20 protein-coding genes and 1 tRNA gene are annotated in these 24476 nt (G+C 69.5%); 11 read left to right on the forward strand and 10 right to left on the reverse strand.

What is annotated here, in order from left to right:
- Positions 1-148 precede the first annotated feature (148 nt).
- The 8 genes from CP982_RS21565 to rpmH all read right to left on the reverse strand — a co-directional run bounded on the left by CP982_RS21565 (position 149) and on the right by rpmH (position 6271).
- Positions 149-1273, reverse strand: coding sequence for a ParB/RepB/Spo0J family partition protein (locus CP982_RS21565; RefSeq protein ID WP_150512038.1), 1125 nt, complete (start codon positions 1271-1273; stop codon positions 149-151).
- Positions 1270-2343, reverse strand: a complete 1074-nt coding sequence (locus tag CP982_RS21570; protein WP_078868827.1) for a ParA family protein — start codon at positions 2341-2343, stop codon at positions 1270-1272. The genes CP982_RS21565 and CP982_RS21570 overlap by 4 nt, the downstream gene beginning before the upstream one ends.
- Before the next feature lie 379 nt (positions 2344-2722).
- Positions 2723-3439 carry a 16S rRNA (guanine(527)-N(7))-methyltransferase RsmG gene (rsmG, locus tag CP982_RS21575; RefSeq protein ID WP_138960696.1) on the reverse strand — a complete coding sequence of 239 codons (717 nt, stop codon included), beginning with the start codon at positions 3437-3439 and terminating at the stop codon, positions 2723-2725.
- A gap of 98 nt (positions 3440-3537) precedes the next feature.
- Positions 3538-4053, reverse strand: a complete 516-nt coding sequence (locus CP982_RS21580) for a Jag family protein (protein WP_150512039.1) — start codon at positions 4051-4053, stop codon at positions 3538-3540.
- Positions 4054-4067: 14 nt separating this feature from the next.
- Positions 4068-5381, reverse strand: a complete 1314-nt coding sequence (yidC, locus tag CP982_RS21585) for a membrane protein insertase YidC (RefSeq protein WP_150512040.1) — start codon at positions 5379-5381, stop codon at positions 4068-4070.
- A 3-nt stretch (positions 5382-5384) separates the two neighbouring features.
- Positions 5385-5744, reverse strand: a complete 360-nt coding sequence (gene yidD, locus CP982_RS21590) for a membrane protein insertion efficiency factor YidD (protein ID WP_144319904.1) — start codon at positions 5742-5744, stop codon at positions 5385-5387.
- A complete protein-coding gene (gene rnpA / locus CP982_RS21595) occupies positions 5741-6112 on the reverse strand; it encodes a ribonuclease P protein component (RefSeq protein WP_078868812.1) in 372 nt (123 codons plus the stop codon). Before rnpA ends, yidD begins: the two co-directional genes overlap by 4 nt.
- 21 nt (positions 6113-6133) lie before the next feature.
- Positions 6134-6271 (reverse strand): 50S ribosomal protein L34, encoded by a 138-nt coding sequence (gene rpmH, locus CP982_RS21600; RefSeq protein ID WP_006348049.1) that lies wholly within the window; start codon positions 6269-6271, stop codon positions 6134-6136.
- A 386-nt stretch (positions 6272-6657) separates the two neighbouring features.
- Here rpmH and dnaA point away from each other — a divergent pair, with 386 nt between their 5' ends.
- The 9 genes from dnaA to CP982_RS21650 all read left to right on the forward strand — a co-directional run bounded on the left by dnaA (position 6658) and on the right by CP982_RS21650 (position 19837).
- Positions 6658-8607 (forward strand): chromosomal replication initiator protein DnaA, encoded by a 1950-nt coding sequence (gene dnaA, locus CP982_RS21605; RefSeq protein WP_150512041.1) that lies wholly within the window; start codon positions 6658-6660, stop codon positions 8605-8607.
- Between the two features lie 1035 nt (positions 8608-9642).
- Positions 9643-10773, forward strand: a complete 1131-nt coding sequence (dnaN, locus tag CP982_RS21615; protein ID WP_030676844.1) for a DNA polymerase III subunit beta — start codon at positions 9643-9645, stop codon at positions 10771-10773.
- A 91-nt stretch (positions 10774-10864) separates the two neighbouring features.
- Complete coding sequence (gnd, locus tag CP982_RS21620; RefSeq protein WP_342355627.1) at positions 10865-11791, forward strand: phosphogluconate dehydrogenase (NAD(+)-dependent, decarboxylating); 927 nt, start codon at positions 10865-10867, stop codon at positions 11789-11791.
- A gap of 132 nt (positions 11792-11923) precedes the next feature.
- Positions 11924-13048 (forward strand): DNA replication/repair protein RecF, encoded by a 1125-nt coding sequence (gene recF / locus CP982_RS21625; RefSeq protein ID WP_150512043.1) that lies wholly within the window; start codon positions 11924-11926, stop codon positions 13046-13048.
- Positions 13045-13641, forward strand: coding sequence for a DciA family protein (locus CP982_RS21630; protein ID WP_150512044.1), 597 nt, complete (start codon positions 13045-13047; stop codon positions 13639-13641). The genes recF and CP982_RS21630 overlap by 4 nt, the downstream gene beginning before the upstream one ends.
- Before the next feature lie 286 nt (positions 13642-13927).
- Positions 13928-16027, forward strand: coding sequence for a DNA topoisomerase (ATP-hydrolyzing) subunit B (gene gyrB / locus CP982_RS21635; RefSeq protein ID WP_150512045.1), 2100 nt, complete (start codon positions 13928-13930; stop codon positions 16025-16027).
- Between the two features lie 56 nt (positions 16028-16083).
- Positions 16084-18669, forward strand: a complete 2586-nt coding sequence (gyrA, locus tag CP982_RS21640; RefSeq protein ID WP_150512046.1) for a DNA gyrase subunit A — start codon at positions 16084-16086, stop codon at positions 18667-18669.
- Between the two features lie 18 nt (positions 18670-18687).
- On the forward strand, positions 18688-19434 hold the full coding sequence (locus CP982_RS21645) for a DUF3566 domain-containing protein (protein ID WP_150512047.1): 747 nt from the start codon (positions 18688-18690) through the stop codon (positions 19432-19434).
- Between the two features lie 329 nt (positions 19435-19763).
- Positions 19764-19837: transfer RNA gene (locus CP982_RS21650), tRNA-Ile, on the forward strand.
- Between the two features lie 69 nt (positions 19838-19906).
- Here CP982_RS21650 and CP982_RS21655 read toward each other — a convergent pair.
- On the reverse strand, positions 19907-20242 hold the full coding sequence (locus tag CP982_RS21655) for a DUF6344 domain-containing protein (RefSeq protein ID WP_150512048.1): 336 nt from the start codon (positions 20240-20242) through the stop codon (positions 19907-19909).
- Between the two features lie 336 nt (positions 20243-20578).
- Here CP982_RS21655 and CP982_RS42145 point away from each other — a divergent pair, with 336 nt between their 5' ends.
- Positions 20579-20707: a DLW-39 family protein gene (locus CP982_RS42145; protein ID WP_003999697.1), complete on the forward strand. Its 129-nt coding sequence runs from the start codon at positions 20579-20581 to the stop codon at positions 20705-20707.
- A 368-nt stretch (positions 20708-21075) separates the two neighbouring features.
- Positions 21076-22590, forward strand: coding sequence for a hypothetical protein (locus tag CP982_RS21665; protein WP_229878936.1), 1515 nt, complete (start codon positions 21076-21078; stop codon positions 22588-22590).
- 82 nt (positions 22591-22672) lie between these two features.
- Here the strand turns inward: CP982_RS21665 and CP982_RS21670 are convergent, their stop codons facing one another.
- Positions 22673-24457 (reverse strand): serine/threonine-protein kinase, encoded by a 1785-nt coding sequence (locus tag CP982_RS21670; protein ID WP_150512049.1) that lies wholly within the window; start codon positions 24455-24457, stop codon positions 22673-22675.
- Positions 24458-24476: the final 19 nt, after the last annotated feature.

The raw sequence follows: 24476 nt of genomic DNA on the forward strand, positions 1-24476 counted from the left end.
CATCGATACCGGAAGAAAGCAAAGAGCGGGCCGTGTTCCGGCACACACCGGACACGGCCCGCTTTCACAGGCGCCACGGGATTCGGCTACGACAGTCCGCCGATGCCCGCGCTCAGCACTCAGGCCCTCAGGGCGCTGCCTTCGCAGCTCAGCTCTGCTCGTCCTCCGAGGCTTCCTCGGCCGCTACCTCGGCCAGACCACGCTTGAGGACCGAGCCCTCTTCGGGAGCGAGGGTGGTGAGGATGCGCTCCAGGTCCTCCAGCGAGGCGAAGTCAACGACGATCTTGCCCTTCTTCTGGCCCAGATCGACCCGTACCCGCGTCTCGAACCGGTCCGAGAGCCGCGTGGCGAGACTCGTCAGCGCGGGGGACACACGCGCTCCGGCGCGGGGCCCCTTGGCCTTCGGCTTGGTCTGCGGCCGCGAGCCCATGAGGGTCACGATCTCCTCGACCGCCCGCACCGAGAGCCCTTCGGCCACGATCCGGTAGGCGAGACGGTCCTGCTCCTCCGGGTCCTCGACGGACAGCAGCGCGCGGGCATGACCCGCGGACAGCACGCCGGCGGCGACCCTGTTCTGCACCTTCGGCGACAGCTTCAGGAGCCGCAGCGTGTTGGAGACCTGGGGGCGGGAACGGCCGATCCGGTCCGCCAGCTGGTCATGCGTGCACTTGAAGTCCTTGAGCAGCTGGTCGTAGGCCGCGGCCTCTTCCAGCGGGTTCAGCTGAGCGCGGTGCAGGTTCTCAAGGAGGGCGTCCAGGAGGAGCTTGTCGTCCTCCGTCGCCCGCACGATGGCGGGGATGCGCTCCAGGCCCGCCTCACGGCAGGCCCGCCAGCGCCGCTCGCCCATGATGAGCTCGTACCGCGACGGACCCAGCTGCCGTACGACCACGGGCTGGAGGAGTCCGACCTCCTTGATGGAGGTCACCAGCTCGGCGAGGGCGTCCTCGTCGAAGACCTCACGCGGCTGCCTCGGGTTGGGCGTGATGGAGTCGAGGGGCAGCTCCGCGAAGTGCGCACCGGCCGGGCTCCGCAGTTCTTCCACCGTCCCGTTGCCGGGCGCCTCCGTTTCCTGTGAAACGGGCGGTTGTACAAGGGAGCTCTGCGGAAGCGTGGCCACCGTGGCGGCCGCCACTCCGCGCTCCGCCGTGAGCACCGGCACGGCCGTCGGCGAGGTGGACGCCCCACCCGTGCTCGGAGTAGCTGCCTTCTCGGTCGGAGCCGCAGGGATCAGAGCGCCCAGGCCACGGCCCAGCCCTCTTCGTCGCTCGCTCACTGGATCCCCTCCGTCATGTTCTGGTCGTTCTGGATGCCCGTGTGGGCGTGCTGCACGTCGAACCGCACGCCTACTCCGCGCAGCGCGATCTCGCGCGCCGCCTCGAAGTACGACAGGGCACCGCTTGATCCTGGATCGTAGGTCAGCACGGTCTGGCCGTAGCTGGGCGCCTCGGAGATGCGCACCGAGCGCGGGATGCTCGTCCGCAGCACCTCCTCGCCGAAGTGGTTGCGCACTTCGTCAGCCACCTGGGAGGCGAGCCGGGTCCGGCCGTCGTACATGGTGAGCAGGATGGTCGATACATGCAGGCGCGGGTTGAGGTGGCCCCGCACCAGATCGACGTTGCGCAGGAGCTGACCGAGACCCTCCAGGGCGTAGTACTCGCACTGGATGGGGATCAGCACCTCCGCACCGGCCACCAGGGCGTTCACCGTCAACAGCCCCAGCGACGGCGGGCAGTCGATGAGGATGTAGTCGAGCGGCTGCTCGTACGCCTGGATCGCTCGCTGCAGTCGGCTCTCCCGAGCCACCAGCGACACCAGTTCGATCTCCGCACCGGCGAGGTCGATGGTGGCCGGGGCGCAGAAGAGGCCCTCGACATCGGGGACCGGCTGGACGACCTCGGCGAGAGGCTTGCTCTCGACCAACACGTCGTAGATGGAGGGGACTTCGGCGTGGTGGTCGATACCGAGCGCCGTGGAGGCATTCCCCTGCGGGTCCAGGTCGATCACCAGAACGCGCGCGCCGTGCAAGGCCAGTGAGGCGGCAAGGTTGACGGTCGTCGTCGTCTTGCCTACTCCACCCTTCTGGTTGGCGACCACCATGACTCGGGTCTGCTCGGGCCGTGGCAGACCCTCGCCCGCGCGGCCAAGGGCTTCCACCGCCAGTTGGGCCGCACGACCGATGGGGGTGTCGTCCATCGGGCTCGGTGTTTCACGTGAAACATCCTCCCCCGCCGACTCGGTACGGGGACCGGGGACCGGATCGGTCATCGGTCCCGCGATGTTGGCGTCGGACCGCAAGGATTCACTCTCCTCGACTTCAGGCTCGCAATGAACAGAGCCTCCCATGCTTTCGGGGTCGTGAACCAGCGAGGCCCGGTCTTCTGTGGACGAATCCGTCTCTGTGGACAACTCCGTTCCCTTATCGAGGGAACCAAGTGGCCGACGCTCGCGAGGTTCGGCAGCGCGACCGCGACTGATGATGCCATGCAGCAGTGAGCGACGTTTCACGTGAAACACGATGCATGGCGACCGGGGTGCCGCTGGTGCGACACCCCGGTACGCGTACGTTTGACAGCTTTTGTGGAGTACGGCTCGTCGTCAGGACGGATCAGCGACGAACGTCAACATGCATCAGCCATGCGGTCGACGAGCGATGAGGTGAGGCAGCTCAGCTCCACCCCGCCCTCATCGTCTGCGTCGGCGTCTGCGGCAGCGCCCACGTCTCTCAGCGGCGGCGGCGTACCCGTCCGACCCGTGCGGCCTTGGCCCGCTTGGCGGCGAAGCGCACACCGCCGGGGCTCTCGCCCACCTCGACCCGCACCACGGTGGACAGGGGGTCCACTACCCCTTCACCGACCTGCACCACGGAGACGGACTCGGCACCGAGCTTGCTCAGGGCGGCGCCCGCGGCCTTGACCTCTTCCTCGGCCGTGTCGCCCTTGAGCGCCAGCATCTCTCCGTACGGACGCAGCAGCGGGACGCCCCATCCGGCGAGACGGTCCAGCGGAGCGACGGCACGCGCGGTCACGACATGGACGGGCTGAAGCTTGCCGAGGACCTCCTCGGCGCGGCCACGGACGACCGTCACATGGTCCAGCCCCAGCAGCTCGACGACCTCGCTGAGGAAGTTCGTCCGCCGGAGGAGCGGCTCAAGGAGCGTGATCTTGAGGTCCTCACGGACGAGCGCGAGCGGGATGCCCGGCAGCCCGGCACCGGAGCCGACATCGCACACCGTCACGCCCTCGGGGACCACCTCGGACAGCACGGCGCAGTTCAGCAGGTGCCGCTCCCACAGCCGGGGAACCTCACGGGGGCCGATCAGACCACGCCGCACTCCCGCCTCGGCAAGCAGCTCCGCATACCGGACCGCGTCCGGGAATCGCTCGCCGAAAACCGCGCGCGCCTGCTCCGGCGCCGGGGGGAGCTCCGCTTCCTCCGTCACGGGGACCGTCCTTCCGTACCGCACTGGATCGCTGACTATCAGGCTGACAAAGACCGGCCCCGTCTGCGAACAGACGGGGCCGGGATGAGACGTACAGATCAGGCCGGGAGTACCACGACGAAGCGCTGCGGCTCCTCGCCCTCGGACTCGCTGCGCAGGCCCGCGGCCTTGACCGCGTCGTGCACGACCTTGCGCTCGAACGGCGTCATCGGCTTGAGCTTGACCGGTTCACCGGAGCTCTTCGCGTCGGCAGCGGCCTTGGCGCCCAGCTCGGAGAGCTCCTCGCGCTTCTTGGCGCGGTAGCCCCCGATGTCCAGCATCAGGCGGCTGCGGTCGCCGGTCTCCCGGTGCACCGCGAGGCGGGTGAGCTCCTGGAGCGCCTCCAGGACCTCGCCGTCCCGGCCGACCAGCTTCTGCAGGTCGCGGCTGCCGGCGTCACTGATGATCGACACCGCGGCCCGGTCGGCCTCGACGTCCATGTCGATGTCGCCGTCGAGGTCGGCGATGTCCAGCAGACCCTCGAGGTAGTCCGCCGCGATCTCCCCCTCCTGCTCGAGGCGGGTCAGAGCGTCGCCGGCCTCAGCTGCGGCGGAGGTGGTGGTGCCTTCCGTCACGGGATGGACTCCTTTTACTTCTTGGACGGGTGCTTGGGCCGCTGCTGGCCCTTGCGCTGTCCGGACTTGGCTTTGCTGCGGGTGCCCTGGCCGGGCTGGTTGCCCGAGGCGCCGCCGGTGGACTTGGCCTTGGCCGGGGCGTCCTGGGGCGCGCTGGCCTCGGACTTGGTCAGCGATGTCTTCGTGCCGGAAGCGTCGGAGGCCGGGTCACTCGTGGCGCCGCCGTCGGCCTTGCCGCCCGTGGTGGTGCCGGACTGGCGCTTGGCCTTGCTCTGGCGCTTGGGCTGCTGCCGCTTGGGCGTGGCGGGCGTACCGTCCTCGGCCGTGGTGACCTCGGGCTCGCTGACGATCACGGTGCCGTCGGCCTGGGCGGCGAAACCGGCCTTGTTCAGGCCGTTGATGAACTTCCGCTCGTACTCGTTGCGGTCGCGGCCCTTGGCGACGATGGCCTTCACGGCCCTGACCTGGCCACGGCTGCGGGTCTTGCCCGCGTCCGTGATGTGCTTCTGCAGGCGCTCCAGGTACGAGGCCTGGGCCTTGGAGCCGGGCGTCGGGTTCTGGCGGATCACGTACATCTGCTGGCCCATGGTCCACACGTTGGTGGTCAGCCAGTAGACGAGGACACCGACCGGGAAGTTGATGCCGAAGACGGCGAACATGATGGGGAAGACGTACATCAGCATCTTCTGCTGCTGCATGAACGGCGTCTTCACCGTGGTGTCGACGTTCTTCGTCATCAGCTGGCGCTGGGTGAAAAACTGCGACGCCGACATCAGGATGATCATGAGCGCGGTCACGACGCGCACGTCGGTCAGCGAGGCGCCGAGGGAGGCGACCTTGTCGGCGCTGTCCGTGAACTTCACCGCGAGCGGGGCACCGAAGATGTGGGCGTCACGGGCGCTGTCCAGCAGCTGCTGGTCGATGACGCCGACCTTCTTGTTGGACGCGATGCCGTTGAGCACGTGGTACAGCGCGAAGAAGAACGGCGACTGCGCCAGGATGGGAAGGCACGAGGAGAGCGGGTTGGTACCCGACTCCTTGTACAGCTTCATCATCTCTTCGGACTGACGCTGCTTGTCGCTCTTGTAGCGTTCCTGGATCTTCTTCATCTCGGGCTGCAGCGTCTGCATGGCCCGGGTCGCCTTGATCTGCTTCACGAAGAGCGGGATCAGGCAGATTCGGATCAGGATCACCAGGGACACGATCGACAGGCCCCAGGCCCAGCCCGTGTCAGGGCCGAAGATCGCACCGTACAGCTTGTGGAACTGCACGATGACCCAGGAGACGGGTGTCGTGATGAAGCTGAAGAAACCGGCAATCGTGTCCACTAATCAGGCTCCTTGAGCATGGGACGGGGTCTCGGCGGCCGGGCTCGGGGGAGCCGGTGGGAGGTCTCCGGTCGGCACGCCAGCGGCGGAGGGCCCGCCCTTGCGTTCGCGCCAGGCGGCGCGCAGCATCTCGTGCCACCGCGGACGCTTGCGCGGCGGAACGTGATCTACACCACCGAGCGACCACGGATTGCATCGCAGGATGCGCCAGGCTGTGAGCGCTGTTCCCTTGACCGCACCGTGCCGGTCGATGGCGAGGTAGCCGTAGCGGGAGCACGACGGGTAGTACTTGCACACCGGGCCGAGGAGTGGACTGATCGTCCACTGGTACAGCTTGATCAGCGCCAGCAGCGGGTACTTCATCGCGCGCCCCCTCCAAGGAGGCGCCGCAGGGCGGCGTCCAGGTCTTGGGCCAGCTGTGCGTAGGTGGCGTCGCCCGCGCCGGGCAACGCTCGTACGACTACCAGGCTACCGGGGGGCACCAAGGCCAACCGGTCGCGTGTCAGATGGCGAAGTCGGCGCTTGACCGTATTGCGTACGACGGCTCCACCCACGGCCTTGCTCACGACGAAACCCGCACGCGTCGGGGGAAGGCTCTCCCCCGGCACGTGCGGGTCCGTTGCACCGCTGCGTAGATGGACGACGAGTAGCGGGCGTCCGGCCCGGCGTCCTCGGCGTACCGCGGTCGCGAAATCTTCGCGCCGCCTCAGCCGATGCTCGGTAGGCAGCACGACGTCATGACCTAGTTGCGCTTAGGCGGACAGGCTGGCGCGACCCTTGCTACGGCGGGACGCCAGGATGGCGCGGCCGGCACGGGTGCGCATACGCAGCCGGAAGCCGTGGGTCTTCGCGCGACGACGGTTGTTCGGCTGGAAGGTGCGCTTGCTCACTCGGGGGCTCCAGAAATGACTCGTGTGTTGGCGGGTATCGCCTGGCTGTCACCGTGCGCCCACGAGAAGCTCGGAGAAGCTCGCGTGTAGGCACCGAGTGCACCGCTTCACAATCACTGACCGTGATCTTTGCCCATCGGAGGCAGGCGGCAGCAGCCATCGACAACTCGACCTGGTTACGGTACGCGGGGCTACGCCATCCGGTCAAACCAGCCGTCAGGGAGAGACACTGTGCACAGCCTGTGGACAACAACTTGAACCGCACCCGTCGCCCTGACTACCGTGGCTGAACTCCGATTCGTTCCCTTCCCCCTGCCCCTCCCGATTTCCGTCCCGACCCGTCCCAAGAACCACACCTTCGTGGGACCTGTGAGAGAGCGTGCCCTGTGGCTGACGTACCTGCCGATCTTGCCGCAGTGTGGCCAAGGGTTCTGGAGCAGCTGCTGGGCGAAGGCCGGGGGCAGGGCGTCGAGGCGAAGGACGAGCACTGGATCCGACGGTGCCAGCCGCTCGCGCTCGTCGCCGACACCGCCCTCCTTGCCGTTCCGAACGAATTTGCGAAGGGCGTCCTGGAGGGCCGCCTCGCCCCAGTCGTCAGCGAGACGCTGAGCCGGGAGTGCGGGCGCCCGATCCGCATCGCCATCACGGTCGACGACTCCATGGGCGAGCCGCAGACCCCGCCCGCGCCGCCGGTCCAGCAACAGCAGCCGCGGTACGAGGACCAGCCCTCCCGCTACGAGGAGCAGCCGCCCCGCTACGAAGAGCCCGCGCCCCGGTACGAGGAGCCGGAGATGCCTTCCGCCTCCGGGCAGGGGCATGACACGTACGACGCGTACGGGCGCCACCCCGGGGACGAGCGCTCCGCGGGCCCGCGCCCGGACCAGATGCCGTCGGCCCGCCCGGCGTATCCGGACTACCAGCGCCCCGGCGCCTGGCCGCAGCAGCCGCAGGACGACTACGGCTGGCAGCAGCCGCGCCTCGGCTTCCCCGAGCGCGACCCGTACGCGAGCCCCGGGCAACAGCCTCAGCACGACTACCGCCCGCAGCCGCCGCAGGAGCGCCCGCCGTACGAGCAGCAGCGCTCCGAACGGCCGGGGCAGGACCGCCACGACCGCCACGACCGGCGGGAGCGGCACGAGCCGCCCCCCGGCGCGGGCTCCGGCGCAGGGCCGCGCGGGGGCCCAGGAGGCCCTGGAGGCCCCTCGGGCCCCGTCGGGCACGGCGGGACCCCCCTGCCCGCGTCGAGCGGCGCTCCCGGCCCCCTGGCCGCACAGCCGGCGCCCGCGACCGGCCCCGGTGAGCCCACCGCGCGCCTGAATCCGAAGTACCTCTTCGACACCTTCGTGATCGGGGCGTCGAACCGCTTCGCGCACGCGGCCGCGGTCGCCGTCGCCGAGGCCCCCGCGAAGGCGTACAACCCCCTGTTCATCTACGGGGAGTCGGGGCTCGGCAAGACGCACCTGCTGCACGCGATCGGGCACTACGCGCGCAGCCTCTACCCGGGCACGCGCGTGCGCTATGTGAGCTCCGAGGAGTTCACCAACGAGTTCATCAACTCCATCCGCGACGGCAAGGGCGACAGCTTCCGCAAGCGCTACCGCGAGATGGACATCCTGCTCGTCGACGACATCCAGTTCCTCGCGGACAAGGAGTCGACGCAGGAGGAGTTCTTCCACACGTTCAACACGCTGCACAACGCGAACAAGCAGATCGTGCTCTCCAGTGACCGGCCGCCCAAGCAGCTGGTGACCCTGGAGGACCGGCTGCGCAATCGCTTCGAGTGGGGCCTGATCACCGACGTCCAGCCGCCCGAGCTGGAGACGCGCATCGCGATCCTGCGGAAGAAGGCGGTCCAGGAGCAGCTCAACGCACCGCCGGAGGTCCTGGAGTTCATCGCGTCCCGCATCTCGCGGAACATCCGTGAGCTGGAGGGCGCGCTGATCCGCGTCACGGCTTTCGCGTCGCTCAATCGACAGCCTGTGGACCTGGGACTCACCGAGATCGTCCTGAAGGACCTGATCCCGGGCGGCGAGGACGCGGCTCCGGAGATCACGGCGACGGCCATCATGGCGGCCACCGCCGACTACTTCGGTCTGACGGTGGACGACCTGTGCGGATCGTCGCGCAGCCGGGTCCTGGTGACGGCCCGCCAGATCGCCATGTACCTGTGCCGCGAGCTGACCGACCTCTCCCTGCCGAAGATCGGCGCGCAGTTCGGCGGCCGCGACCACACGACGGTGATGCACGCCGACCGCAAGATCCGCGCGCTGATGGCCGAGCGCCGCTCGATCTACAACCAGGTCACCGAGCTCACCAACCGCATCAAGAACGGCTGACAGCAAGGGCCGTACGCCGCGCCAGGGCGCCCAGGAGCACGTCTCCGGGGCGCCCTTCGCGTTTTCCCGTGCCTACGTAGTCCGTGCCCTCGTAGTCCACGCCTCCGTAGTCCACGGCTACGCAGTCAGCGCCTACTCAGTGGCTCGACCCACAGCGCCTACGAGGGCCTGCGGTGAGGTCGCTCCACAGCGCCCCGACGCCCCTTCCGGGTTCCACCAGCGCCCTCCTGAGAGCCGCCGACGCCTGCGCGGAACCCCCTCCGGCCCCGCCCTCACAGCTGTGCACGGCCCCGATCGCCCCCGATATCCGCGACCTGTTCGTCATCTTCTGTTCGATTCATGGTCACCTCACCTGGGTTCTCCACAGATCAGCGGTCTTTTCGCCCTCCACACCCTGGGGACTGGGAAGTTGTCCCAACCGTGTCCACAGGGCACCCTGCTGAATGGTCATCAGGCCAGGTCAAGTGGTTGTGGATTCGTGGACGAAGACTGTCCACAGACTGTGGATGAAGATCTTGTCCACAGGGGGTGGGAAAAGTTGTCCACCGGCGGCCCACAGGCTGAGGCCTGTTGTGCACAGCTTCTCCCCAGCCCTGTCCACTGTTCGGCAACGCGACGCGCCCTCTCACCGGGTCGAGTGAAAGGCGTCACACAAAGGTGCCGGGTTGCCCTGTGGGGAAGCTGGGTAAAGCTGGGGACAGGGCTGGGGAGAAGTAGCCCTCTCCTGTGCATCGGGTGTGCAGAACTTTCGCCCGTCCACAGTTACCCCCGGTTGTCCACCGCCGTCGCCCACAGGGCCAGTGGACAAAAAACGGACGCTGACCTGCGCATACGCGGTTATCCACGGTTTCCACAGGCCCTACTACTACTCCCGACTAGAGAGAGTCAGATTTCCGCTTTGAAGTGGGGGCTGTGCACAACTCGCCGCTCGGCCCGCCACGACCTATCGGCACGACTTGACCCCGACGGGCACCAGCTGTCAGTGCGGTGCGTCAGACTGGTCCCCAGTGCCAGCAACAGCAGGAGGGCGGCTAAGTGAAGATCCGGGTGGAACGCGACGTACTCGCGGAGGCGGTGGCGTGGGCGGCACGCAGCCTCCCGGCTCGGCCGCCAGCGCCCGTCCTCGCGGGCCTGCTGCTGAAGGCCGAGGAGGGCGCCCTCTCCCTGTCCAGCTTCGACTACGAGGTCTCGGCCCGCGTCTCCGTGGACGCCGAGGTCGACGAGGAGGGCACGGTCCTCGTCTCCGGCCGCCTGCTCGCCGACATCTGCCGCGCCCTGCCGAACCGCCCGGTGGAGATCTCCACAGACGGTGTACGGGCGACGGTGGTCTGCGGCTCCTCCCGCTTCACCCTCCACACCCTGCCTGTGGAGGAGTACCCGGCGCTGCCGCAGATGCCGACCGCCACGGGCACCGTCCCCGGTGAGGTCTTCGCCTCGGCCGCCTCCCAGGTCGCCATTGCCGCGGGCCGCGACGACACCCTGCCCGTCCTCACCGGTGTCCGCATCGAGATCGAGGGCGACACGGTCACGCTGGCCTCCACCGACCGCTACCGCTTCGCGGTCCGCGAGTTCCTGTGGAAGCCGGAGAACCCGGAGACGTCCGCCGTCGCCCTGGTGCCCGCCAAGACGCTCCTGGACACCGCCAAGGCGCTCACGAGCGGCGACACGGTCACCCTGGCCCTGTCCGGCTCCGGCGCGGGCGAGGGCCTCATCGGCTTCGAGGGCGCGGGCCGCCGTACGACGACCCGCCTCCTGGAGGGCGACCTCCCGAAGTACCGCACGCTCTTCCCGACGGAGTTCAACTCGGTCGCCGTCATCGAGACCGCCCCCTTCGTGGAGGCCGTCAAGCGCGTCGCGCTCGTGGCCGAGCGGAACACCCCGGTGCGGCTCAGCTTCGAGCAGGGCGTGCTCATCCTGGAGGCCGGTTCCAGCGACGACGCACAGGCTGTGGAAAGGGTCGACGCCCAGCTCGAGGGCGACGACATCTCGATCGCCTTCAACCCGACGTTCCTGCTCGACGGCCTGAGCGCGATCGACTCCCCGGTCGCCCAGCTGTCGTTCACGACGTCGACGAAGCCCGCGCTCCTGAGCGGCAAGCCGGCCGTGGACGCCGAGGCGGACGAGGCGTACAAGTACCTGATCATGCCCGTACGTCTGAGCGGCTGAGCCCACAGGTGTGTGGCCGCGTCCGGGCGTAGGCTCGGACGCGGGTACGAACGTGCCGCGGGTACGCGGAGCCGCTCAGCGCAGAGCGGCCGTGACGTGCCCTCACGCCACATCGCTAGTTAGGAACGCACTGATGGAGCTCGGTCTCGTCGGCCTCGGCAAGATGGGCGGCAACATGCGCGAGCGCATTCGCCGCGCAGGCCACACCGTCATCGGATACGACCGCAATCCGGACCTCGCCGATGTCCACAGCCTCGAAGAGCTGGTGAGCAAGCTCAAGGGCCCGCGCGTGGTGTGGGTGATGGTCCCGGCCGGAGCCGCGACCCAGTCGACGATCGACGAGCTCGCCGAGCTGCTTTCGCCCGGCGACGTCGTCGTGGACGGCGGGAACTCCCGCTGGACGGACGACGAGAAGCACGCCGAGGAGCTCGCCGCCAAGGGCATCGGCTTCGTCGACTGCGGCGTCTCCGGCGGCGTCTGGGGCCTGCAGAACGGCTACGCGCTGATGTACGGCGGCGACAAGGAGAACGTCGCCAAGGTGCAGCCCATCTTCGACGCGCTCAAGCCGGAGGGCGACTTCGGCTCCGTGCACGCGGGCAAGGTCGGCGCCGGCCACTTCGCGAAGATGGTTCACAACGGCATCGAGTACGCGATGATGCAGGCCTATGCCGAGGGCTGGGAGCTGCTTGAGGCCGTGGACTCGGTCACGGATGTCCGTGAGGTCTTCCGGTCGTGGCAGGAGGGCACGGTGATCCGTTCCTGGCTGCTCGACCTGGCGGTCAACGCGCTGGACGACGACGAGCACCTGGACAAGCTGCGCGGCTTCGCGGCCGACTCCGGCGAGGGCCGGTGGACGGTCGAGGCGGCGATCGACAACGCGGTGCCGCTGCCCGCGATCACGGCGTCCCTGTTCGCGCGCTTCGCCTCGCGGCAGGACGACTCACCGCAGATGAAGATGATCGCGGCGCTGCGCAACCAGTTCGGCGGCCACGCCGTCGAGTCCAAGAGCGAGCACTGATCCACAGCCCGCGCGGCCCGTTGTCCACAGTCTGTGTGGACCGCGGCGGGCCGTGGCGGGCGGGCCGCCGGCACCCAGGCCACGGCGGCCCCTAGCCACAGCAGGAAAGCCGGGGGAGGTCGGCGCCACACCATGCACGTCACGCACCTGTCCCTCGCCGACTTCCGCTCGTACGCCCGGGTCGAGGTTCCGCTCGACCCGGGCGTCACCGCGTTCGTGGGGCCGAACGGCCAGGGCAAGACCAACCTCGTCGAGGCCGTCGGCTATCTGGCGACGCTCGGCAGCCACCGGGTCTCCTCGGACGCGCCCCTGGTGCGCATGGGCGCCGACCGGGCCGTCATCCGGGCCGCCGTCCGGCAGGGCGAGCGCCAGCAGCTCATCGAGCTCGAACTGAACCCGGGCAAGGCGAACCGCGCCCGCATCAACCGGTCCTCGCAGGTCAGGCCCCGTGACGTCCTGGGCATCGTGCGCACGGTCCTGTTCGCCCCCGAGGACCTGGCCCTGATCAAGGGTGACCCCGGAGAGCGGCGGCGCTTCCTCGACGAGCTGATCACCGCCCGCTCCCCGCGCATGGCGGCGGTCCGCTCCGACTACGACCGCGTCCTGAAGCAGCGCAACACGCTCCTGAAGTCCGCCGCCCTCGCCCGGCGCCACGGCGGCCGCTCCATGGACCTGTCGACCCTCGACGTCTGGGACCAGCACCTCGCCCGGGCGGGCGCCGAACTGCTCGCCCAGCGCCTCGACCTCATCGCCGCGCTCCAGCCGCTCGCCGACAAGGCGTACGAACAGCTGGCCCCCGGCGGCGGCCCGCTCGGCCTCGACTACAAGCCCTCCTCGCCCGGAATCGTCAGCCACGCGCGCGAGGAGCTCTACGAGCAGTTGATCGCCGCTCTGGAAGAGGCCCGCAAGCAGGAGATCGAGCGGGGCGTCACTCTCGTAGGACCCCACAGGGACGACCTACTACTCAAACTTGGCCAGCTGCCCGCGAAGGGCTACGCCTCCCATGGAGAGTCGTGGTCGTACGCGCTCGCGCTGCGCCTCGCCTCGTACGACCTGCTCCGGGCCGAGGGCAATGAGCCGGTGCTCGTCCTCGACGACGTCTTCGCCGAGCTGGACGCGCGCCGCCGGGAGCGGCTCGCGGAACTGGTGGCCCCCGGGGAGCAGGTCCTGGTCACGGCGGCCGTGGACGACGACGTACCGGCTGTGCTGACCGGAGCGCGGTACGCCGTGTCCGGGGGCGAGGTGGAGCGCGTATGACCGAGCCCGGCAAGCCGTCGGAGTCCCGCAAGCCGTCCGACGCGGCCCGCCCCGCGGAGCCCGCCGAGGCCGGGGCGTCCCGGCCCGCGCCGCCGGAGCCCTCCGGTGTCGACCTCGCCCGCGTCGCCCTGCGCGCCGCCAAGGAGCAGGCACGCGCGCGTGGGGACGCGACCCGCCAGAAGAAGCAGGCCCGGCGCGGCGGCCTGCGCTCGGGCGCGCGCTCCGACGGGCGCGATCCGCTGCCGCTCGGCTCCGCGATCAACCGTCTGATCACCGAGCGCGGCTGGGAGACCCCGGCGGCCGTCGGCGGCGTGATGGGCCGCTGGCCCGAGATCGTCGGCGAGGACCTCGCCAAGCACTGCGTACCGCAGCGGTACGACGAGAACGAGCGCGTCCTGACCGTGCAGTGCGACTCCACGGCCTGGGCGACGAACCTGCGGCTGCTCGCTCCGCAGCTGGTCGCGCGCCTGAACGAGGACCTGGGGCAGGGCACCGTACGCCTCATCAAGGTCCTCGGACCCGGTGGCCCCGCACGCCGCTTCGGACCCTTGCGGGCGCCCGGCAGCACGGGTCCCGGCGACACCTACGGATGACGAGATCCGGTCGGTAGCTGGGGGTTGACTGCCCGAAGCGCTGAGTGCCGCTGTGAGCCTCTTAGGGCCCGGGGGCGCATATGGGGAGTCGGCTGATGCCGGTTCAGGGCGGCACATGCGGACTCAGGTACCGGCAAACCCCCATCACTGTCGGCGCTACCGGTAGACTGGAAGCTAATCCCGCCCCAGTCGTGGGGAGCAGCGGGAGAAGCTGAGCAAGAGCTGAACCAGGCTTACCAACGCAACACGCCGCAGCCGCTCCGGCCAGCGCCGGGAGCTTGGCTTTGTGCTGTGCCAGAAAGGGCGCTTCGTGGCCGATTCCGGCAACCCCAACGAGAACATCCCGTCCACTGCCGCCGGCGACGGCGCCGTACCCCCCGAGGCCATCGAGGCCTCCGGCGAGGGCACGGCCTCGTACGACGCCAGCGCCATCACCGTCCTCGAGGGTCTGGACGCGGTCCGCAAGCGGCCCGGCATGTACATCGGCTCGACCGGCGAGCGTGGTCTGCACCACCTCGTGCAGGAAGTCGTCGACAACTCCGTCGACGAGGCCCTCGCCGGGCACGCCGACACCATCGACGTCACGATCCTCGCCGACGGCGGCGTGCGCGTGATCGACAACGGCCGCGGCATCCCGGTGGGCATCCACCCGGTCGAGAAGAAGCCGGCCGTCGAGGTCGTGCTCACGGTGCTGCACGCGGGCGGCAAGTTCGGCGGCGGCGGGTACGCCGTCTCCGGCGGTCTGCACGGTGTGGGTGTGTCCGTGGTGAACGCGCTCTCCACGAAGCTCTCCGTCGAGATCAAGACCGACGGCTACCGCTGGACGCAGGACTACAAGGGCGGTGCCCCGACGGCGCCGCTGGAGCGGCACGAGGCCACTGAGGAGACCGGCACGTCCGTCACCTTCTGGGCCGACGCCGACATCTTCGAGACGACCGTCTACTCCTTCGAGACGCTCGCGCGGCGCTTCCAGGAGATGGCCTTCCTCAACAAGGGCCTGACGATCAAGCTCACCGACGAGCGCGAGTCGGCCAAGGCCACGGCGGGCGCCGACTCCGCCGAGGCCAGCGACGACACCGTCGAAGAGGTCCGCACGGTCACGTACCACTACGAAGGCGGCATCGTCGACTTCGTGAAGTACCTCAACTCCCGCAAGGGCGAGGTCGTCCACCCCACCGTCATCGACGTCGAGGCCGAGGACAAGGAGCGCCTGCTCTCGGTCGAGATCGCCATGCAGTGGAACTCGCAGTACAGCGAGGGCGTGTACTCCTTCGCGAACACCATCCACACGCACGAGGGCGGCACCCACGAAGAGGGCTTCCGCGCCGCGCTGACCGGTCTGGTGAACCGTTACGCGCGCGACAAGAAGCTGCTCCGCGAGAAGGACGACAACCTCACGGGTGAGGACATCCGCGAGGGTCTGACCGCGATCATCTCGGTGAAGCTGGGCGAGCCCCAGTTCGAGGGCCAGACCAAGACGAAGCTCGGCAACACCGAGGCGAAGACGTTCGTCCAGAAGGTCGTGCACGAGCACCTCACGGACTGGTTCGACCGCAACCCGAACGAGGCCGCGGACATCATCCGCAAGGGCATCCAGGCCGCCACCGCGCGCGTGGCCGCCCGCAAGGCGCGTGACCTCACCCGCCGCAAGGGCCTCCTGGAGACCGCGTCCCTGCCGGGCAAGCTCTCCGACTGCCAGTCGAACGACCCGACGAAGTGCGAGATCTTCATCGTCGAGGGTGACTCCGCCGGCGGCTCGGCCAAGTCCGGCCGCGACCCGGAGTACCAGGCGATCCTGCCCATCCGAGGCAAGATCCTCAACGTCGAGAAGGCCCGCGTCGACAAGATCCTCCAGAACCAGGAGATCCAGGCGCTGATCTCGGCCTTCGGCACCGGAGTCCACGAGGACTTCGACATTGAGAAGCTCCGCTATCACAAGATCATCCTGATGGCGGACGCCGACGTCGACGGCCAGCACATCAACACCCTGCTGCTGACGTTCCTGTTCCGCTTCATGCGTCCGCTGGTCGAGGCGGGCCACGTCTTCCTGTCCCGCCCGCCGCTTTACAAGATCAAGTGGGGCAAGGACGACTTCGAGTACGCGTACTCGGACCGCGAGCGCGACGCGCTGATCGAGCTCGGCCGGCAGAACGGCAAGCGGATCCGCGACGACTCGGTCCAGCGCTTCAAGGGTCTCGGCGAGATGAACGCCGAGGAGCTGCGCATCACCACGATGGACATCGAGCACCGCGTGCTCGGCCAGGTCACGCTCGACGACGCCGCCCAGGCCGACGACCTCTTCTCGGTCCTCATGGGCGAGGACGTCGAGGCGCGCCGCTCGTTCATCCAGCGCAACGCCAAGGACGTCCGCTTCCTCGACATCTGAGCCGGTCAGGCACCCCGACGGCTGCTGACTGACGTACGAAAGGATCTTGACCGGCCATGGCCGACGAGAACAACCCCACCCCTGCCGAGGACGGCGAAGGCCAGACGGTGCGCATCGAGCCCGTCGGGCTCGAGACCGAGATGCAGCGCTCGTATCTCGACTACGCGATGTCCGTCATCGTGTCCCGCGCGCTGCCGGACGTCCGCGACGGTCTCAAGCCCGTGCACCGCCGCGTCCTGTACGCGATGTACGACGGCGGGTACCGCCCCGAGAAGGGCTTCTACAAGTGCGCCCGCGTCGTCGGCGACGTCATGGGCAACTACCACCCGCACGGCGACTCCTCGATCTACGACGCGCTCGTCCGCCTCGCGCAGCCGTGGTCGATGCGCATGCCCCTGGTGGACTCGAACGGAAACTTCGGCTCTCCGGGCAACGACCCCGCGGCCGCCATGCGCTACACCGAGTGCAAGATGGCGCCGCTGTCCATGGAGATGGTCCGGGACATCGACGAGGACACCGTCGACTTCACGGACAACTACGACGGCCGCTCCCAGGAGCCCACCGTCCTGCCGTCCCGCTTCCCGAACCTGCTGATCAACGGCTCGGCGGGCATCGCGGTCGGCATGGCCACCAACATCCCGCCGCACAACCTCCGCGAGGTCGCGGCGGGCGCGCAGTGGGCCCTGGAGCACCCGGAGGCCTCGCACGAGGAACTGCTCGACGCCCTGATCGAGCGCATCAAGGGCCCCGATTTCCCGACCGGCGCCCTCGTGGTGGGCCGCAAGGGCATCGAGGAGGCGTACCGCACGGGCCGCGGCTCCATCACGATGCGCGCGGTGGTCGAGGTCGAGGAGATCCACAACCGCCAGTGCCTGGTGGTCACGGAGCTCCCCTACCAGGTGAACCCGGACAACCTCGCGCAGAAGATCGCCGACCTGGTGAAGGACGGCAAGGTCGGCGGCATCGCCGACGTCCGCGACGAGACGTCGTCCCGCACGGGCCAGCGCCTGGTCATCGTCCTCAAGCGGGACGCGGTCGCCAAGGTCGTCCTGAACAACCTCTACAAGCACACGGACCTGCAGACGAACTTCGGCGCCAACATGCTGGCGCTCGTCGACGGCGTGCCGCGGACCCTGTCCCTGGATGCGTTCATCCGCCACTGGGTGACGCACCAGATCGAGGTCATCGTCCGGCGCACGAAGTTCCGGCTGCGCAAGGCCGAGGAGCGCGCCCACATCCTGCGCGGCCTCCTCAAGGCCCTGGACGCCATCGACGAGGTCATCGCGCTCATCCGGCGCAGCGACACCGTCGAGGTCGCGCGCGAGGGCCTGATGGGCCTCCTGGAGATCGACGAGATCCAGGCCAACGCCATCCTGGAGATGCAGCTCCGCCGCCTCGCCGCCCTGGAGCGCCAGAAGATCGTCGCGGAGCACGACGAGCTCCAGCAGAAGATCAACGAGTACAACGCGATCCTCGCCTCGCCCGCCAAGCAGCGCGCCATCGTCAGCGAGGAACTCGCGGCGATCGTCGACAAGTTCGGTGAGGACCGCCGCTCCGCCCTGGTGCCGTTCGACGGTGACATGTCCATCGAGGACCTGATCGCCGAGGAGGACATCGTCGTCACGATCACCCGTGGCGGCTACATCAAGCGGACCAAGACGGAGGACTACCGCTCGCAGAAGCGCGGCGGCAAGGGCGTCCGCGGCACGAAGCTGAAGCAGGACGACATCGTCGACCACTTCTTCGTGTCGACGACGCACCACTGGCTGCTGTTCTTCACCAACAAGGGCCGTGTCTACCGCGCGAAGGCGTACGAGCTCCCGGACGCCGGGCGGGACGCGCGCGGTCAGCACGTGGCGAACCTGCTCGCCTTCCAGCCGGACGAGGCGATCGCCGAGATCCTCGCGATCCGTGACTACGACGCGGCGCCCTACCTGGTCCTCGCCACCAAGGGCGGTCTGGTCAAGAAGACGCCTCTGAAGGATTACGATTCGCCCCGCTCCGGCGGTGTCATCGCCATCAACCTGCGCGAGACGGACGACGGTTCGGACGACGAGCTGATCGGCGCGGAGCTGGTGTCCGCCGAGGACGATCTGCTTCTGATCAGCAAGAAGGCGCAGTCGATCCGGTTCACCGCTACGGATGACGCGCTGCGCCCGATGGGCCGCGCGACCTCCGGCGTCAAGGGCATGAGCTTCCGCGACAGCGATCAGCTGCTCTCGATGAATGTGGTCCGGCCCGGTACGTTCGTCTTCACCGCCACCGATGGTGGGTACGCGAAGCGGACCGCCGTCGACGAGTACCGCGTCCAGGGCCGCGGTGGTCTCGGCATCAAGGCCGCCAAGATCGTCGAGGACCGCGGTGAGCTGGTCGGCGCACTGGTGGTCGAGGAGACCGACGAGATCCTCGCCATCACCCTCTCCGGCGGTGTGATTCGCACGCGAGTCAACGAGGTCAGGGAGACGGGCCGTGACACCATGGGCGTCCAACTGATCAACCTGGGCAAGCGCGATGCCGTCGTCGGCATCGCTCGCAACGCCGAGGCCGGGCGCGAGGCCGAGGAAGTCGACGGTGTCGACGAATCGACTGACGGCACTCCGGCCGTCAGTACGGACGAGGGCACACCGTCCCCGGCCGAGTAGCGCGAGGAGTGAGTCATCGTGAGTGGAGCCACGGGCGCCGGAGCGGCTGGATCGCGTGGAACCGGCACGGACGGTGCCCGTGGCTCCGCCACTGATGACGACTCCCACGAGTCTCATGGATCCCAGGGGGGGACTGTGACAGACACCCGAGGTCGAGGCGCGCAGACGTCCGAGACCGAGGCCCCCGCCAAGAGCGGGGCCGCCAAGGCGGCCAAGGCCGCCAAGGGCGGAACCGGCAAGAAGGGCGCCTCCGCGGGGGGCGGAGCCAGCGCCCTGCCCGGTGAGCGCCCGCCCCAGCAGCAGGGCTCCCAGCCGTACCACCCGCCGCAGGCCTATCAGGCGGCTCCGGCCGGTGCGGTCCGCCGTCCCCGCACGGGGGCGCGCACCACCCCGCGCACGCGCAAGGCGAGGCTGCGGGTGTCCAAGACCGACCCCTGGTCGGTGATGAAGGTCAGCTTCCTGCTGTCCATCGCTCTCGGCATCTGCACGATCGTCGCGGCCGCGGTGCTGTGGATGGTCATGGACGCCATGGGCGTCTTCTCGACGGTCGGCGGCACGATCTCCGAGGCCACGGGGTCGAACGAGTCCAACGGCTTCGACCTCCAGGCCTTCCTTTCGCTGCCGCGCGTGCTGATCTTCACCTCGATCATCGCGGTCATCGACGTGGTCCTCGCCACGGCCCTCGCGACGCTCGGCGCGTTCATCTACAACCTCTCGGCGGGCTTCGTCGGCGGTGTGGAACTGACGCTGGCCGAGGACGAGTAACCGCCGTTCTTCCGGCCCGTCCGGCCGTTTCGGCTCTCCGTCATCCTCTCGCCGAGCTTTCGTGCGTCTCCTGTGCTTCGGTACGCCGTTGGGGTCCTTAGGTATCGGGGTCCTTGGGTAAAGGGGCCCCGGCAATGCGCTGGGCGGCTCGGGTGAGGCCTCAGAGGCGCCGGTCAGGCGGTCGGCCGGCTGGTGAGGGGCTGCGGTGACGGGCCCGCACCGCTGACAACGGCGAGGTCACCGGTCCACGGGACATCGATTTTGGGACTGGCCCCCACGTGCGCTAATCTTCAGAGGTCAGCGCGCGGGGCAGACCCGCAGAGCGCGGCGGGGCTATAGCTCAGTTGGTTAGAGCGCATCCCTGATAAGGATGAGGCCACAGGTTCAAATCCTGTTAGCCCCACAAGCAAGAAGACCCCCAGCCGGTACAGGCTGGGGGTCTTCTGCGTGTGTGACGTCCACCGCTCCGGGGTTACGGCTCCGCGGCGAGGCTCGCGCTCGTGAGGGTCGCCGAGTCGTCGTCCGCGGCTTCCGTGTCCGTCGTGGGGAGATGGCGGCAGCTCGGCGTCGAACCGTGGGCCTCGGCGCGGATGCGTTGCTTCATCGTGGGCGGCAAGGACCGTTCGTACGCCATCGCCCAGGCGGCGAGCACGTGCGCCTGGGCGCTCGTCGTGCTCTTGCACGTCGTCGTGGCGTCCTGTACCGGCGTGGCCGCGGTCGCCGCGGAGGCGAAGCCGAGTGCGGCGAACAGGGCGAGGACGGCGGAGACGAGCGCGGTCCACAGCTTCATGGCCTTGGTGGCGGGCATGACCCCTCACTTTCAGGTTGGGCGATTTGCGTACTTTCCTCATGATGTGTATGCGGGGCCGACAGTGGGGGACCGACGCTCGCATGGCGTCGATCTTCAGATGAACACCACCCAGATGGGTGCAGGAGCCCCGAGAAAGCGGGGAAGCGGGGCAAGCGCGGCGAACCCCGTCGCGAGCCCCGCCGAGAACGGAGCGTAGGCGGAGGGATTCGGTCCGCATCTACTGCGGTGTTCCTGAGGGGAGTTGAGGCCGATCCAGGTCACCGATCGGTATCGGTCGGTGTGTATAGTCGGGCGCCAGAAGTCCCCTACGTCAAGGAAAGACGAGGTCGCGCGGTGAAGAAGCTTCTCCTGGTCGCACTGGCCGCCATCGGCGGGCTCCTCGTGTACCGCCAGATCCAGGCGGATCGCGCCGAGCAGGATCTGTGGACGGAGGCGACTGACTCCGTGCCCACGGGTTCGTGAGTATCGACAGCAGTCTCGTCACAGGGCCCCGATCGCTAGAGCGATCGGGGCCCTGTGCTGTGCGAAGGGGCTTTTGCCCCGCTTCTCCCGGGCTGGGTGCCTGACGTCCTCCGGTCCGTCCGTGTGGGGTGTCCTGGGGCGGGCGTACGGGGCGTGTGCGGGGCGTACGGGGTGTCCCGGTGCGTCCTGGTGTGTGCGCAGGGGTGACGTCCCGGCCGGGGGGCGTGATCTCCGGGTCCGCGGGTGTGTGACGTCTGGGTCCGTGGGTGTGTGTCGCCCGGAGACGTGGGCGGGCGGGCCCCTCGATTCACTTACGCAATTTCATTGCTTGCTTGGGCAAATCAATGGAGGGTGAGGTGGAGAGCGGCGTGACGCGGCACCGGGCGGGCCGTCGGACGGTGGCGGGCGCGGGAGCCGCGCTCCTGGGCGCGGTGTGGTGCGCGACCGCGCTCCCCGGAACCGGCCACGCGGCCGAGACACCCCAGCCCTACGCCTTCGCCGACGACGTACGTACCGTCGTGGGTACGCCGAGCAGCACCGGGAGCCGCGCGCTCACGCCGGGATCGACGTACAGGAGCTCCATCAAGCACCCCGGCGTCGGAGGCACGACCCAGCTCTACTACCGGCTGGAACTGGGCGCCAAGGACAACGTCTACGTCTCCGCCACCGCGCTCCCCGGCCTCGGCAGCGACGTCGGCTTCGCGGACGGCATCCAGGTGTCCGTCGAGGACGCGAACGGCTTCGACTGCGACTCGGGCTCCGCGCGCTTCGGCGCCTCGCGCAGCCCCCGCCCCCTCACCGCGTCGGCCCTGCGTGCCGCCGGGCCGGAGGAGAGCCGCTGCGCCGCGGCGGGCACCTATTACGTGGTCGTCGAGCGAACCGCCTCCTCCAGGTCGTCGATGTCGTCCGCGACAGACAAACCGTCCACTCCGGAGAGCTGGGATCTGGAGCTGCACGTCACGTCGGAGCCCGGGCTCGCCAGGCGGAGCGCTACGACACCGCCCCCGACGGAGGACTCCGGCACGCCCTCGCCGCCCGCGGGCCCGGTACGTCCACGCGCGGGAGGCAGCAGCTTCAGCACCGCCAAGGCCCTGGACCAGGGCGTCTGGGGCGACCGGGTCGAGCCGGGGCGCACGCGCTACTACCGCGTGCCGGTGGACTGGGGGCAACGGCTCTCCGCGACGATCGAGGTCGGCGGGGGGCGGGGCGGGGGGATTCCCGGTGGGATCGGGGGTTCATCCGGTTCTTCTGGCGGGTCCGACGGCTCCGGCAGGTCCAGCGGGGCCGGGGCGGGCGGTGGCTCCGGAGGCCGTGAGTACGTCACGTCCGCGCTGGTCGTGTCCGTGTTCAACCCCGCGCGCGGGCCGGTCGACGACATGGACACCGCGTACGACGGCCGCCAGAAGTCGACCGCGCTGCCACCGCTGCCGCCCGTCGCCTACGAGAACCGCTACGCGCCCATCGACCGGCTCGCGGGCGTGCGCTTCGCCGGGTGGTACTACCTGGCGGTCTCCCTCGACCCGGATGTCGGCGCGCTGTTCGGTGAGGGCGGGGTCGGGCTCACCCTGCGTGTGGGCGTCTCCGGGCAGCGGCGTACGGGGCCCGCGTACGCGGGGGCGGCACGGCCCGCTGACGCGTTCGGCGTGACGGAGCGGGACGAGGCCGCGGCGCGGGGCGGCGCCGGAGGGGACGACGCCTCCGACGGGCCTGGTGCGCGTGGCGCGGGCCGTGGTGGCTCGGCGGCCGCGGGCGCAAACGGCGACGAGGCCATGAAGGTGCTGGCCGCCGCGGGCATCGGCACGGGCACGGTCCTGGTGGCCGTGCTGGGGGTGTGGACGCTGGTGGGGCGGAGACGGGCGGCGGGGCGCCGGGCTTCGGTCTGAGGGGGCGACTTGGGCCGCGAGGAGCCGTGGGCCGCGCCTTAGACGGGCCTCAGACGCGGGTCGGATGCAGCTCAGATGCACGTCAGATGCGGCTGAGGGCCCAGAATCCCACCGCGAAGCAGGCCAGCGCGGCGAGCAGCATCGGCAGCGCCACCTTCGCGGGCGGTCCGGTGCGTGGAGGGCGGGCCGCGTGGGAGCGGGGGGCGCGGGGACGCGAGGGCTTCCCAGTCCGCGATGCCTCCGCCTCGGCCTCTGCCTCCTGCGGCCGCGGCAGGGCCTCAACCTGCGCGAGCGATCCCGGAATTGGGGAACTCGGGGTGGGAACCTGCGCCGGGTGAGCGGTGTATGGAGAAGTAGGAGCGTATGCGTAGGCGCGCTGCACCGAGGAGCCCGCGACCGGTGAGAGGTCGCCCTCCGCCGGTGCGGTCTGACGGGGGGATGGGGATGCGGCGTGGGCGGGTTCGGAGTGGAGCGGGTGGAGTGGGTGTGGCGGATGCGGCGGGTGGATCGGATGGAGTGGGGGAAGCGGGGTGTGCGCAGGCGGGACGTGGGCGTGTGCGGCCGGGCCCGACGGCTCCTGAGCCGGTGGCGGGAGAGGCGTCGGTGCAGGGGGAGTGGGCGGCTGCGCGGGCTGTGGGGGCGCCTGTGCCGGCGGGGGCAGATGGAAGCTGCCGGTTTCCGACATCGGGGGGTGTGGCGGCAGCGACGGCGGCATGACGGGACGCTGCGGTACGGAGGGAGTGGACGGCTCCGTCACGGGGCGCTGCGGCAGAGAGGGGCGCCCCGCGGACGGTTGGCCTCCGGTTGGCTGGCCGACGGTTGGCTGGCCCACGGACGGTTGGCCGACGACCGGTTGGCCCGCCGGGGGCGGCGGAGTGTGCGACTGGGACACGGGCGGCTGAGCAGCGGGCAGACGGGCAGAGGACTGCTGGGACGCGGGCAGTTGGGGTGGCGGTGGCTGGCGCGGTGGTGGCTTCGGCGGGCGGGCGAGAGGCCCGTCGGGCCCGAACCCCTCGGGCAGCGGCCCGAGTTGGTCGAAGATCTCGACGAGCTCGTCGTCGGGTCCGAGCTCCGGCAGCATCTCGGTGGCGGAGGCCAGCGCCTTGCGCGCCCCCGTGGCGGTGCGGAAGCGCGCCTGCGGATCGGGTTGCAGGAGTGTCGCGATGACCTGCCACAGCGGCTCGGGCACGCCCCGGGGAGCGCCCGGGGTGCCGTGGGCCGCGAAGTGCTCGATGAGGGCCTTGGAGTCCGGCTTGGCACCTTGCAGCAGATAGAGGGCGACGAGTCCGACGGCGAAGAGGTCGGCGGTGAAGTCCGGTTCGGCGCCCAGCATTTGCTCGGGAGCGAAGTATCCGGGCGTGCCCACCACATAGTCCGTCTCGGTCAGCCGTGGCTCGCCCTTGCGCATCGAGATGCCGAAGTCGGACAGGCGCAGGTGGGGGCGCCCCGTGCCGGTGGCGTCGAGGAGTATGTTGGCGGGCTTGATGTCGCGGTGGACGACGCCTTCCGCGTGCACGGCCGCGAGACCGGCGAGGAGCTGGTCGAGGAGGGTGCAGCAGAAGCGGGGCGCCAGCGCTCCATAGTCGCCGATGACATGGGCGAGCGAGCCGCCGGTGACCAGGTCCATGGTGAACAGGACCTGGTCGTCGTCGGCGGCCCAGCTGGCCGGGGCGAGCACATGAGGATGGTCGATCCTCAGCGCCTGCTCCCGTACGAAGCGGAGCAGCGTATGGGCGTTCCTCTGCTGCAGGACCTTGGCGGCCACATACCGGCGCCGCCGCTGGTCCCAGGCACGCCATACGGCGCCTACTCCCCCGCGGCCGATCGGGTCGACGAGTTCGTACCGGCCGGCGAAGACCTCACCCATGGTCGTGCCCCGCTCCCCT

This window comes from Streptomyces spectabilis, assembly GCF_008704795.1.
Lineage (GTDB): Bacteria > Actinomycetota > Actinomycetes > Streptomycetales > Streptomycetaceae > Streptomyces > Streptomyces spectabilis.